General features: G+C 58.4%; 10 protein-coding genes. 6 read left to right on the top strand and 4 right to left on the bottom strand.

Going from position 1 to position 12,852, the window contains the following annotated elements; translation table 11 throughout:
- Positions 1–32 precede the first annotated feature (32 nt).
- The 4 genes from AC3CHX_RS18750 to AC3CHX_RS18735 all read left to right on the top strand — a co-directional run bounded on the left by AC3CHX_RS18750 (position 33) and on the right by AC3CHX_RS18735 (position 4,746).
- Positions 33–1,238, top strand: coding sequence for an ABC transporter substrate-binding protein (locus tag AC3CHX_RS18750; protein WP_488629536.1), 1,206 nt, complete (start codon positions 33–35; stop codon positions 1,236–1,238).
- A 75-nt stretch (positions 1,239–1,313) separates the two neighbouring features.
- The gene (locus tag AC3CHX_RS18745) at positions 1,314–3,242 is read left to right on the top strand and encodes an ABC transporter permease (protein WP_488629535.1); all 1,929 of its coding nucleotides are present in this window, start codon (positions 1,314–1,316) and stop codon (positions 3,240–3,242) included.
- On the top strand, positions 3,239–4,027 hold the full coding sequence (locus AC3CHX_RS18740; RefSeq protein ID WP_488629534.1) for an ABC transporter ATP-binding protein: 789 nt from the start codon (positions 3,239–3,241) through the stop codon (positions 4,025–4,027). Before AC3CHX_RS18745 ends, AC3CHX_RS18740 begins: the two co-directional genes overlap by 4 nt.
- On the top strand, positions 4,024–4,746 hold the full coding sequence (locus AC3CHX_RS18735; RefSeq protein WP_488629533.1) for an ABC transporter ATP-binding protein: 723 nt from the start codon (positions 4,024–4,026) through the stop codon (positions 4,744–4,746). Before AC3CHX_RS18740 ends, AC3CHX_RS18735 begins: the two co-directional genes overlap by 4 nt.
- A gap of 146 nt (positions 4,747–4,892) precedes the next feature.
- On the opposite strand, the gene AC3CHX_RS18730 is transcribed toward AC3CHX_RS18735, so the two are convergent.
- The 3 genes from AC3CHX_RS18730 to AC3CHX_RS18720 form a co-directional block, all read right to left on the bottom strand.
- Complete coding sequence (locus tag AC3CHX_RS18730; RefSeq protein ID WP_488629532.1) at positions 4,893–6,068, bottom strand: sensor histidine kinase; 1,176 nt, start codon at positions 6,066–6,068, stop codon at positions 4,893–4,895.
- Positions 6,069–6,274: 206 nt separating this feature from the next.
- Entirely contained in the window at positions 6,275–6,913 is a 639-nt protein-coding gene (locus AC3CHX_RS18725; protein WP_488629531.1) for a glutathione S-transferase, read from the bottom strand.
- Positions 6,914–7,060: 147 nt separating this feature from the next.
- Positions 7,061–8,032: an SGNH/GDSL hydrolase family protein gene (locus AC3CHX_RS18720; RefSeq protein WP_488629530.1), complete on the bottom strand. Its 972-nt coding sequence runs from the start codon at positions 8,030–8,032 to the stop codon at positions 7,061–7,063.
- A gap of 210 nt (positions 8,033–8,242) precedes the next feature.
- Between AC3CHX_RS18720 and AC3CHX_RS18715 the strand changes: the two genes are divergently transcribed.
- Positions 8,243–8,812, top strand: coding sequence for a GNAT family N-acetyltransferase (locus tag AC3CHX_RS18715; protein WP_488629529.1), 570 nt, complete (start codon positions 8,243–8,245; stop codon positions 8,810–8,812).
- A 79-nt stretch (positions 8,813–8,891) separates the two neighbouring features.
- On the opposite strand, the gene AC3CHX_RS18710 is transcribed toward AC3CHX_RS18715, so the two are convergent.
- On the bottom strand, positions 8,892–10,088 hold the full coding sequence (locus AC3CHX_RS18710; protein ID WP_488629528.1) for an MFS transporter: 1,197 nt from the start codon (positions 10,086–10,088) through the stop codon (positions 8,892–8,894).
- 459 nt (positions 10,089–10,547) lie between these two features.
- On the opposite strand from AC3CHX_RS18710, the gene AC3CHX_RS18705 reads away from it, so the two are divergent.
- Positions 10,548–12,827, top strand: a complete 2,280-nt coding sequence (locus AC3CHX_RS18705) for a TonB-dependent hemoglobin/transferrin/lactoferrin family receptor (RefSeq protein ID WP_488629527.1) — start codon at positions 10,548–10,550, stop codon at positions 12,825–12,827.
- The last annotated feature ends 25 nt before the right edge of the window (positions 12,828–12,852 follow it).

The raw sequence follows: 12,852 nt of genomic DNA, 5'->3' as shown, positions 1-12,852 counted from the left end.
TTCACTAATCTCGTTTGACGGAAGGAATCATCATGACTTTGCGTACACGTTTTCTACGACATGCCATTGCTATCGCCGGCTTGACCGCCGCGGCAGGTGCAATGGCCCAGGCCACCATCAAAATAGGTGAAATCAATAGCTATAAGATGCAGCCGGCCTTTCTGGAGCCGTACAAGCACGGCTGGGAACTGGCGCTGGATGAAGTCAACCAGGCCGGCGGGGTGCTGGGCAAGAAGCTGGAAGTGGTGTCGCGCGACGACAACGGCAATCCCGGCGATTCGGTACGGGTGGCGGAAGAACTGGTGACGCGTGAGCAAGTCAGTTTGCTGTTTGGCGGTTTTCTGTCGAACACCGGTCTGGCGCTCACCGACTACGCCAAGCAGCGCAAGATATTTTTCCTGGCGGCAGAACCGTTGACCGACAAGATCGTCTGGCAAAACGGGAATAAATATACCTATCGCCTGCGCGCATCCACGTATATGCAAGTCGCGATGCTGGTCAAGGAAGCCGCCAAGCTGAAAAAGAAGCGCTGGGCCATCGTCTATCCGAATTATGAATACGGTCAATCCGCAGCGGCGACTTTCAAGAAGCTCTTGAAAGAAGCGCAACCGGACGTCCAGTTCGTCGCCGAGCAGGCGCCGCCGCTGGGCAAGGTCGATGCCGGTGCCGTCACCCAGGCGCTGGCCGATGCCAAGCCGGATGCGATCTTCAATGCACTGTTTGCTGCGGACCTTGGCAAATTCGTGCGCGAGGGCAACACTCGGGGCTTGTTTGAAGGCCGCGATGTGGTGTCGCTGTTGACCGGCGAGCCGGAATATCTCGATCCGTTGCGCGCCGAAGCACCGGCCAACTGGATCGTGACCGGTTACCCCTGGTATGCCTTGAACACCCCGGAACATAAGAAATTTGTGGAGGCGTATCGCAAGAAATACAACGACTATCCGCGCAACGGTTCGCTGGTCGGCTACTCGGCGCTGATGTCGGTTGCGGCCGGTTTGAAGAAGGCCGGGGCGGCCGATAGCGAGAAGCTGGCCGCGGCATTCAGCGGACTCAAAGTGGATACGCCGGTCGGGACGATCACTTATCGCGCGCAAGATCACCAGTCCACGATGGGCGCCTTCGTCGGACGCACCGGAATCAAGGACGGCAAAGGCGTGATGACCAGCTTTACGTATGTCGATGGGGCATCGGTACAACTGCCCGATGCGGAAGTAAAAAAACTGCGTCCGGCGGACTGACCGGTACGCGGGGATGCAAGCGATTTCCGGCTATGGAAGTGTGATCCTTCCCCGCCACCTTATGGGACTTAGTGTATGAATCTCTCAAGTTTGTTAGTGCAGTTGATCAACGGCCTGGCCGATGCATCAACCATGTTTCTGGTGGCGGCCGGGTTGTCGCTGATTTTCGGCGTGACCCGTATCGTCAATTTTGCGCATGGCTCGTTTTATATGCTGGGGATCTATATCGCCTATACCCTGGTCAGCCTGATCGGCGCCAGCGGAGTCGGCTTCTGGTCGGCGGTATTGCTGTCGGCGGCGGCGGTGGCGCTGCTCGGCGCGCTGGTGGAAATCGTCATTTTGCGGCGCATCTACCGGGCGCCGGAACTGTTCCAGTTGCTGGCCACATTCGCGCTGGTGCTGGTACTCAAGGATGCCGCCTTGTATATCTGGGGGCCGGAAGATTTGTTTGGGCCGCGCGCACCGGGCCTGGCCGGCTCGATCGAATTTCTTGGGCACCGGCTGCCGCAATACGATCTGGTCCTGATCCTGATCGGCCCGTTGGTGCTGGGCATCCTGTGGCTGATCCTGAATCGCACGCGCTGGGGCACGCTGATCCGTGCCGCGACCCAGGACCGGGAAATGGTAGGCGCGCTCGGCATCAATCAGTCATGGCTGTTTACCGGCGTGTTTGCGCTGGGCTGCTTCCTGGCCGGTCTGGGCGGCGCGCTGCAAGGGCCGCGGGTGCCGGCCAATCTGGCGCTGGATCTGGAAACCATCGGCAATGCGTTCGTGGTGGTCGTGGTGGGCGGCATGGGGTCGATCAGCGGCGCTTTCCTGGCCGCGCTGCTGATCGCTGAAATCAAGGCGCTCTGTATCGGCGTCGGCCAGATATCGCTGGGCGGGTTTGAAGTGTCCTTATCCAAGCTGACGCTGGTGGTCGAGTTTCTGGTGATGGCAGTGATCCTGGTGGTGCGCCCCTGGGGTTTGCTGGGACGGCCGCAGGCGGCGGCGCGCAGCAGCGGGCAGCCGGAGACGCCGTTGCGCCCGGCCACGCGATTGCTGCGCAAGCTCGGCTGGGTCGCGCTGGCCGGTCTGTTATTGGTGCCGTTGCTGTCCACCATGTTTCCCTACCTGACGGTGTTGCTGGTGGAAATCCTGATCGCGGTGCTGTTCGCCGCCAGCCTGCATTTCATCATGGGACCGGGCGGCATGCATTCCTTCGGTCATGCTGCTTATTTCGGACTGGGCGCTTACGGTGCGGCACTGGTGCTGACCAAACTGCATCTGCCGATGGAAGTGGCAATGATTGCCGGACCGCTGATTGCCGCGCTTGGGGCACTGCTGTTCGGCTGGTTTTGCGTGCGCCTGTCCGGCGTCTATCTGGCGATGCTGACGCTGGCGTTTTCGCAAATTGTGTGGGCCATCATTTATCAGTGGGATGCGTTTACCGGCGGCAGTAACGGCCTGCTAGGTATCTGGCCGGCGCCTTGGCTGGCGTCGCCCATCGCCTACTATTACCTGGCGCTGGGGCTTAGCGTGGTGGGAGTCTGGCTGTTGCGGCGCATGCTGTTTTCGCCGTTCGGCTATGCCATGCGGGCCGGCCGCGATTCGATGTTGCGCGCCGATGCCATCGGCATCAATGTGAAACGGGTGCAATGGATGGCGTTCGTGCTGGCGGGTCTGTTTTGCGGCGTTGCCGGGGTGCTGTTCGCCTTTTCCAAAGGCAGCATTTCGCCGGAAGCGATCAGCGTCGGCCGTTCCGTCGATGGCCTGGTGATGGTGATGCTGGGCGGCGTGCAAACCTTGCTGGGGCCGGTGGTCGGCGCCGCCGTATTTACCTGGCTGCAGGATACCGTCGCCAGGGAAACCGATTATTGGCGCGCGCTTCTGGGCATGACGATTCTGTTGCTGGTATTGCTGTTCCCGGCCGGTATCGTGGGCTTTTTCCAGAGATATTTTGAGCGAGATAAAGATAGCGATGCTCCAGAGCAAGCGGCGTCGTCCGGCAAGGAGGCAGTATGAGTCTGCTCCAGGTAAATAACATCAGTAAGGCGTTTGGCGGCGTCAAAGCGGTAAATGGCGTGTCGTTCGATTTGCCCAGCGGCCAGTTGCTGGCCTTGCTGGGGCCGAACGGGGCCGGCAAATCGACCTGCTTCAATATCCTGAACGGCCAGTATCGTCCGGACACCGGCTCCATCAAGTTCGACGGCCACGATATCGGCCATATGAAACCGCGCGACATCTGGCGTCTCGGTGTTGGCCGCACGTTTCAGATTTCCGCCACCTTCGGTTCGATGAGCGTCGTCGAAAACGTGCAAATGACCTTGATGTCGCGCGAGCGCAAGCTGTTCCAGCTATGGCGTCCGGCGGCTTCTTTCTATCGCGATGAAGCGATGCAATTGCTGGAGCAGGTCGGCATGGCAACCCAGGCGCAACGTCCTTGCGGCGTGCTGGCATATGGCGACGTCAAGCGTGTGGAACTCGCGATCGCACTGGCGAATCGTCCCAAGCTGTTGCTGATGGATGAGCCGACCGCCGGCATGGCGCCGAAAGAACGCAACGCGCTGATGGCGCTGACCAAGCAATTGGTGGTTGAGCGCAATCTGTCGGTGTTATTTACCGAGCACAGCATGGATGTGGTGTTCGCTTTCGCCGACCGCATGATCGTGCTGGCACGCGGACAGTTGATCGCGGAAGGCGACGGCGAGACCATCCGCAATCATCCCAAAGTGCAGGAAGTGTATTTCGGCAGCGGTAAAACGTTTGAAAACAAGGCATCCGCCGACCAAGAGGAGGGCGCTGTATGAAGTCCGGTAACGATATTTTGTTGAAGGTCGCTGGCCTCAACGCATTTTACGGGCGCGCCCATATCCTGTTCGACGTCGGTCTGGAAGTGCGGCGCGGTGAAGTCGTGGCGTTGATGGGACGCAACGGCGCCGGCAAATCGACCACCATGAAGGCCGTGATGGGCTTGCTCGACCGCACCCGCGGCGATGTGCATTTTCGCGGTGCGGATATCGGCCGTTCCAAGCCGTATGAGATTTCCCGCATGGGGATGGGCTTTGTGCCGGAAGACCGGCGCGTTTTTGCCGATTTGACAGTGCTTGAAAATCTCGAAGTCGGGCGTCAGCCGCAGCGCCCGGGCGCGGTCGAATGGACCCCGCAAAAGCTGTTCGCGCTGTTCCCGAACCTGGGCGAAATGCCGCAACGGCCGGGCGGCCAGATGAGCGGCGGCGAACAGCAAATGCTGACCGTATCGCGCACGCTGATGGGCAATCCCTACCTGGTCTTGCTGGATGAGCCGTCGGAAGGGGTGGCGCCGGTGATCGTCGAACAGATGGCGAACATGATCATGACCCTGAAGCGGGAAGGCATGGCGATTCTATTGTCGGAACAGAATCTGCACTTCGCCGAACTGGTCAGCGATCGCGCCTACGTGCTGGAAAACGGGCATATCCGGTATCAGGGCACGATGGCGCAATTGGCGGCCGATGATGCGGTGCGCCGGGCGTATCTTTCGGTGTAAGAAGTTCGCTGGTTTTTCCGTATCCGTCCGGCTTGCTTGCGGCTGTCAGCCATGTCGAAAATCCGGCTTGAAAGGATTGTATGAAACGCTGCGACCGGCCGCATACGATCTACTGCCTTGATCCGTCATGCGGGCAAGCCGCCAGTTTATGCGCGTCGCAGGGCAACGAAAAAAATCGCGCCCTGACCCAGTTTTCCCTCAGCCCAGACCCGACCATCAAGTCGATGGATAATACGCTGCACGGTTGCGAGGCCGACGCCGTTGCCCTCGAATTCGTCGTCCCGGTGAAGGCGCTGGAAAACGCAGAACAGCTTGTCTTCCAGACTGGGATCGAAGCCCGCACCATTGTCTTTCACGACCACAATCATCTCATCGCCCTTACCGGGCAGAGATTTAATCTCGATGATCGGGTGGTCACGCTTACGGCTAAACTTCACCGCATTGGAGAGCAGGTTCGTGAAAACCACCTGCAATAGCGTTGCGTCCCCCCGCACTGTCGGCAGGCTGCCTAATTGCCATTCGGCATCTTCTCCGCCCAAGGGCTCACATTCCTTGCGCGCCGCTTCGATAATGCCGTTCAGATCGACGGCTTGCCGATTCATCTTAAGACGGTCTGTGTGCGCCAAAATGAGCAAGTCATCCACCAATTTGCCCATTTTGCTGACCGACTGGATAATGATGTCGAAATAGTGGGCGTCTGTGGTATCAAGACCATTAGGACTCTTAAGATCCTCCTGGAGAAACTGCGAGAAGGCACCGATGCGGCGCAGAGGGGCTCTCAGATCGTGGGCCACTGAATAGCTGAAAGCGTCAAGTTCCTTGTTTGCGGCCTCAAGTTGTGCAGTGCGCTGTTCCAGTGCACTGTTGGCTTTGCGCAGCTCGTTTTCTGCCTGAATGCGCCGGCTCACTTCATTTTGTAATTCCTGGTTGGCACGCCTAAGCAGTTCAGGGCTTGGGATGGCGAGCGCCTGGGGTATCAGCGGCCACAGTAGGACCGCCGTCATGACGGAAGCACTTGCCGTGAGCACCTTCATTCCCGCGTCAGCCCAGTAATTGGGCATCCATATGTTCCAGATCGCAAAGATGTGGGTAGTACCGCAAGCCATCACAAAGACGCCGAACATCACGAAAATCCAGCGGAACGGGAGATCCGGCCGCTTCTGCGCGAAGTACCACAGTGCGACCGGGATCGAGTAATAGGAGGCGGCGATGATGGAGTCAGCTATTACATAGCTCCAAAGCAATGATGGGGTCCAGAGAAAACAATGACCGTGCGGCATGAAACCGCTCGTCTCGAAGTAAGAAGAAAGGGTATCCAGCATGCTTGCCTCCCGCTTTATTCACTCGGATGCGACGCTCCCGTACGGCTCTGTCTGTTTCCGTGTGGAAACTTAGCGTGTTTGAAAACGATTGTCAATCCCTGTAGATAATGGTGATCTGCGATTTCTTGGCACGTCGTGAAACGAGGTATCTGTTTCCTGCCGCACTGCGCCATTCGCGCTTCCCAAGAGCGAAAGCTCGACAGGTGTCAGCCTCCGTGGCGGTAGGTGTCTGGCCCATGCGGCGCAGCCTTGAACTCCGCCAGCGACTCGGCCTGCGACGAGAACTTGCGCAGCGTTGGATAGTTGGCTGCATCGACAACGTCGGGCAGCATCATTTGCGTGAAGTGCCACGCGACCGCCATGCTCACACCGGCTTGATCGATGGCAGCGCTGCTAACGGCGGGCGGCCTTCGATCCAGTTCGGCTTCGAGCGCCTCATAGGCCGCGAGGAGTTGGCCGGTTACGCGGGAAACCCAGGGTTCGTGGCGCTTCTCGGCAGGCCGCAGGTTCCGTTCGTAGACGATCTGCACGCTCTTCTCGCACGCGGCCAGGGCCAGCCCGATGGCCCGCAGCGCGTGCCGACGCTCGCTGATGCCGGCGGGCATGAGGCTCTTGCGCGAAGCGGCGAGCGCCTCGGCGTACTCCAGGATCAGCGTTGAATCCATGAGGACTTCGCCGTCGTCGCAGATGAGCGATGGCGCCTTGACGACAGGATTGATTTGCTGAAACTGCGTGAATGTGCTGAAGACCGAGATGGAACGATGCTCGAAGCGCAGATCCAGAAGCTGCAACGAGATCGCGACGCGGCGCACGTAAGGCGAATCGAGCATTCCGATGAGTTGCATGGGTTCTCCTTTTTGGACTGGAACAATGAATAATGCCGACAAAGATTATGCCAACATATTCTATTGATTGCCAACGGCTTCCGTGCGTCGACGTCCATATAACAGCCCCCAATATATCGTCCGGGACAGGTAAGTTTCGTTGACGTCTCAGCGCGGCTTCAATGCCTTAACCATTGCGTCGGCCAACAACGCATGCGTGTGCCGCGTCGGGTGGTACTCATCCCACCACAGATGCGCATCAGGATTAGCGCAGGCGGGAGCAGGCTTGGGCAGCGTCACCTGGCAAGGCGTTTGCACATCGGAAATGCCATTCTGCTTCGAATTGGCTGCGATCTGCTGCATGGCCCTGCTCCATTCGAAGTAAGTCAGTTTGACGTCCGCAAGGCGGCCGATGCCGCCCAATGCACGCGGCAACTCATCGTCGTATCTCTGCGCGAACGCCTTTGCGGTGGCGACCGCCCGAGCAGCCGTAAATACTGCCGGTACATTGCTGAGCCAATATGACTTCGACACCATGATGTTGCGCGCCCCAGCTGACACCAATTGTTCCACGGCGTACCTTGTGTTCGCCACAGCGCGCTCGGCAAGCCGTTCCGGAGTTTCAGTACGCGAGAAATCGCCCATCTGGAAGTAGTCGTTCGCCGATGCCGAAACGAAGTACAGCGCGCGCGGATTCGCGGGCTTGCCGCCGAGGCTCTCGGTAAACGCTCGCACCTGACCAAGCAGCCCGGTGTCGCGGAAGTAGTCTAGCCACGCATAATAATTGCCATCGCCGCTCTTCGCACCGCCCATCGCGTAATCGGTGATTTCGACATCCAGCTTCTTCGCCAGATCCTCTACGGCGGTGGCGCCGTTAGACCAGCGGCCCTTCCAATATAGGTTCGCCTCGGGAGCGGCTGGCAAAACCACTGCCTCGGGAATTTTCGCTGCGACGGTCTGTTGCGCGAGATGTAGCAGGGCGCCGTTGTCCGAATAGCTATCGCCAAATGCATAGACATGGTCGTAGGCTGCGCCAGCCGCATGTACTGTACCGGGCGTTACGGACACGCCCACGACTGCCGCCGCAAACGACATGGTGAGAAGGCCTGGCATCCTGGATGCGAAGTGGCGTTTGAACATTTCATTCTCCGAAGCAGTGAGGGCAACCAGCCGAGCGTACTTTGCCGTCAGTACCTGCGCCTGCAACCACGCGACGCTGATTTTCTCGGTTGCGACAGACGAGTTTTAATCGGACGTGAAATCCACTATCCATTTGGATGGGTCAGCTCCGGCCAGCGGTATACTGCGCGACGCAGTGCACGAACGGATCCCAAATAAAGGAACGCAGAAGTGGAGCGAAACATAGGAACATTGATTGAGACGGAGCGCTTGATACTTGACGCGCTTAGTCAAAAAGACGCAAAGGCTCTCTATGAACATCGTGGCGATCCGGAGGTGGCCAGGTATCAAGGCTGGCAACCTGCCAGCGTCAAAGAGACGGTCGATTTCATTTCCGGGCAGTTGAACATAAAATTCGGCCAGGCCTGTGAATGGTGTCAACTTGCCATCCGCCACAAGCAAACCGGCGAGTTGATCGGCGACTTCGGAGTACAGTTCCCGGCAACAACGGAGGATCCAATCGAGTTCGGTGTATCGCTCAGACCAGTTCATCAGCGCAAAGGATATGCACGCGAGGTCGTGGCGACCGCTATCAGCCTCGCTTTCCGGCAGTGGGGTTATCGCAGGTTGATCTGTTCAGTCGACCCTCGCAACACGGCGAGCGTGGCACTGTTCCGAGAGCTGGGCTTCCGTCAAGAGGCGCATCACGTGGAAAGCTATCATTTACGCGGAGAGTGGGTTGACGACGTGCTCTTCGCGCTGCTCGCCCGTGAGTGGTCCAGGGAGTTTGGCAACAACTAGAAGCTATAGGCGCCCATGAGGTCGACCGGCATTCGAGCATGCATTGCGGATGCCGGCGGTTTTGCGCAAGTCCTGATTGTTAAGCAGCGTCGGTTTGTGTCGATGGGTCGATAGCAACACTGCCGCTGCGGGTGGAAAAAATCGCCGCCGCGATCGCCAGCAAGACAATGCCGCAGCCGACCCATGGTGTGGCATCGAGCAAACCGTAGTTCACCACGCACCCGCCAACCGCCGTGCCCAGCGCAACTCCCACATGCATCGCCGACAGGTTGAGGCTGACGCTGACGTCGGCATTTTTGCGGTCGCTCTGGATCAGGTAATTTTGTACCACCGGCGTGATAGTCCAGCTCAGGCAAGCCCATAACATCATGAACGGGACAAACAGGAATACCGAGCCACCGGTAAACAGCAACATCGACATTGTCAGCAGATAGAGCGACGGACTGAGTATCAGCGCCTGCGTTGCCCCGACCCGATCCGATACCCAGCCGCCGAGATAAGCACCCACTACGCCAGCGATGCCGAACAGCATAAACAGCAAACTGATCGACGCCAGGCTGATGCCGAGCTTCGCCTGGGCATACGGCGTCAGATAAGCGAACAGCGTGAAATGACCGCCGATCATCAGGATCGAGATCATTTGTCCGCTGAGCATTTTGCTTTGCCGGATATGCCGCCAGTAGCTGATCATGGGGATCGCCGCAGCGGGGGCCAGCTTCGGCAGCATCATGTTGATCGCGACCAGTAAGGGTACCGACAGCGCGGCCAGCGCATAAAATATCGCGCGCCAGCCCCAGATATCGCATACCTGCAAGCCGACCGGAATCCCCAGCACCAGGGATCCGCTGATGCCCATGAACACAATGCCGATGGCACGCCCTTTATGGGTTGGCGCCACGATCCTGGTCGCAATGGTCGTCGCCAGCAGGCAAATCAACGCGCAGCTCATCGCCATGCACATTCTGGCAAAAAACAGCTGCAGATAACTACCGCTCAATGCGGCCAGCAGATTGCTGAGCCCGAAGACAGCGACGGCAAAGGCGAGAAGAGTTCTGCGCTCGATGCGGGCCGTGAATGCCAGCAGCAGCGGCGCGGTCAGCGCAAAGGTGATAGAGAAAATGCTGGTTAATTGCCCCGCCGCCCCGACCGACACCTGTAAGTCTTGCGCAACGACAGGGAGGATGCCGATGAAAATATTTTCATCAATGGCGGCAATGAACGCCGTTAACGCGAGAAGGTAGACCTGTATGCCCATGGCGAATCCGATACTGATCATCTCGGCATGTGCTTGACAGCCATGACCGAGCAATGCAAAGAATCGGGTTTCGTAGTGCGGCTTCGGTTATCCCAGCGAACGTTGACTGTAGTGGAAGCAAGTTAAAAAGGCAAGCGTGAGGCAATTGGCGGGGAGGCGCTTCGCTTTGGAAAACCTGAGTATGCAGGTCCGTTGCCTAACATATGAATAGTGCCTATTCCTGCAAATTCAGAAAGGAGGGTGTTCTCAAACCTACGTCGCAGAAGTCCTATTAAGGTTTTGCTTAGGTTTTGCACTTGCAAATGAGAATGATTGTCACCTATCATGATTCCATGATGCACTTGTGCTAGCATCTCGTTCGTGCAAGTCACACCCCATTCGTCCGCGCAGTTTTTCATCTCAACGCGCCCCTTATCTTAGCCAGCCGCATCTTAGCGTAGCCAGCCAATAAGCATTTGTTTATTGACTTTGGAGTACGCTTTGTCCACTTCCTCACCTCGGCTTGCCCTATCGGAGTTAGCCACCGCCACACGCTTGCTGGCCTTGCTTGCGGCAGTCACATCTTTGCCTGCATCAGCACAACCGGCACACATTGACAGCCCAGCCGCCACACCGTTATCAGCGGGTTACAACCCGGATCACGCACTCGAAGAAATCTCGGTGACGGCAACCCGATCCGAGACGCCGTTGGCGCGCACGCCCAGCAGTATCTCGGTAATCAATGCCGCCACCATCGAAGAGCAGCAAGCCAGGGACGTCAAGGATTTGCTGCGTTACGAACCCGGCGTGACGGTGCGGCGCGGTCCTTATCGTCCGTCCTCCGCAGCCAGCGGCGGCGGACGTGGCGGCAATGAAGGCATCAACATTCGCGGGCTGGAAGGGAATCGCATCCTGTTGATGGAAGACGGCATTCGGCTGCCAAGCGCATTTTCATTCGGGCCGCTGGAGGCGGGGCGCGGTGATTATGGCGAGATGGATCTGTACAAGCGGGTCGAAATTCTGCGCGGCCCGGCCTCGACAATGTATGGCAGCGACGGCCTGACCGGCGCGGTGAATTTCATCACAAAAGATCCCGCCGATTTCCTGGATATTTTTCACGCAACGACTTACTTCTCGATCAAGCCATCCTACGATTCGATGGATGGCAGCGTCTCCACCACGGCAGTGGCGGCGCTTGGCGGCGAACGCTTTGACGCCATGTTGATTGCGAATAAACGGCATGGCCATGAAGTAAAAACCCAGGGCCGGCGCAACATCGCCGGCCCGGATCGCGACACCGCCAATCCTCAGGATAGCGATAGCAACTCCTTGCTTGGCAAGCTGGTGTTCAAGGCGAGTCCGCGCGACAAGTTGACGCTGACGCTTGAACATCACGAAAAAAAGACCGTCTCCGATGTCTTATCCGCCATCACGCCGACAACCTTGGGACTGAACGCCGACGACAGGGTGGAGCGGAATCGCTACAGCCTCGACTACGATTTCAAGGGCAGCCAGGAAAACGGCAGCCGCCTGTTCCAGAAGGCGCATGCGCAGCTGTATTTTCAGGATGCCGGCAATCGTCAGTATTCTTACGAAAAACGCACTCCAGCCGTCGATCGCAGCCGCGACAACACCTATCGCGAAAATACTCTTGGTGGTTCGGCGCAAGCTGAAAGCGGGTTCGATACGGGCAGCCTGCTACACAAGCTGGTGGCCGGTTTCGATACCAGCATGGCGCGCATCACGGGCTTGCGTAACGGCGCTATCCCCGGCTCCGGCCAGGAACCGTTCCCGAACAAGGCCTTTCCCGATACCGACTACGCTCTATTCGGCGCTTTTCTGCAAGATGAAATCCGGTTCGCGCCGCATGGCGTTCTGACCTTGATTCCCGGCGTACGCTTCGATGCCTATCGGCTGACCCCCAAAACGGACGACCCGGCCTACACCGGCAACCCAACCGCCTCCAGCGGACACGCCGTCTCGCCAAGACTGGCTTTAATGCTTGAAATCAATCCGGCGCTCATACCCTACATGCAATATGCACGGGGTTTCCGCACGCCGACGCCGGACCAGGTAAATAATAGCTTCGGCAACCCGATGCACGGCTACGTCACCATCGGCAATCCCGATCTCAAGCCTGAAACCAGCGACACGATTGAACTTGGATTGCGCGGCAAGATCGGCGCCGCGGGCAACCACGTGCTGCGCTATAGCACGGCCGCATTTGCCGGACGCTATCGCAGCTTCATCTCGCAAGAACGCATCAGCGGCAGCGGTCGCCCCTATGACGATCCATTCATCATCCAATATGTCAACCGCGGCAACGCCCGCATCAGCGGACTGGAAGCGCGGCTCGACTGGCAATTTGCCAACGGTCTCGGCGTCAAGGCGGGTATGGCGTACGCCAAGGGCAGCACCGAGTCCGATGGGGTCAGCAAACCGCTCGACAGTATCAATCCCTTCATGGCGGTGCTCGGCCTGCGTTACGAGCCCGGCGCACGCTGGCATGCCCAAGCCGATGTCAGCTATCAGGCAGGCAAGCGCCGCAGCGACATGTCGAAACCGGCCGATTTCGCACCATCCGCTGCCGCCATCGCTGACCTGCGCGCCGGCTACCACATCAACAAATACGCGACGCTGTACGCCGGGGTCAGCAACTTGTTCGACAACAAATACTGGAACTGGTCAGACGTTCGTGGTCTGACAGACAGTTCCACCGTCAAGGATGCCTACACGGCCCCCGGCCGCAGCTTCAATGTCGGCCTGAAATTGCAATACTAAAAAGGAGAACGCCCATGCCTGCCGC

Source organism: Glaciimonas sp. OK215, from assembly GCF_057787885.1.
Note: the sequence above shows the minus strand (reverse complement) of the source record. Positions and strands in the feature narration are given on the sequence as shown.

Coding starts and splice junctions, on each gene's coding strand:
- AC3CHX_RS18750 (WP_488629536.1), top strand. CDS start 33: ATGACTTTGCGTACACGTTTTCTACGACATGCCATTGCTATCGCCGGC.
- AC3CHX_RS18740 (WP_488629534.1), top strand. CDS start 3,239: ATGAGTCTGCTCCAGGTAAATAACATCAGTAAGGCGTTTGGCGGCGTC.
- AC3CHX_RS18710 (WP_488629528.1), bottom strand. CDS start 10,088: ATGATCAGTATCGGATTCGCCATGGGCATACAGGTCTACCTTCTCGCG.
- AC3CHX_RS18720 (WP_488629530.1), bottom strand. CDS start 8,032: ATGTTCAAACGCCACTTCGCATCCAGGATGCCAGGCCTTCTCACCATG.
- AC3CHX_RS18735 (WP_488629533.1), top strand. CDS start 4,024: ATGAAGTCCGGTAACGATATTTTGTTGAAGGTCGCTGGCCTCAACGCA.
- AC3CHX_RS18745 (WP_488629535.1), top strand. CDS start 1,314: ATGAATCTCTCAAGTTTGTTAGTGCAGTTGATCAACGGCCTGGCCGAT.
- AC3CHX_RS18725 (WP_488629531.1), bottom strand. CDS start 6,913: ATGCAACTCATCGGAATGCTCGATTCGCCTTACGTGCGCCGCGTCGCG.
- AC3CHX_RS18730 (WP_488629532.1), bottom strand. CDS start 6,068: ATGCTGGATACCCTTTCTTCTTACTTCGAGACGAGCGGTTTCATGCCG.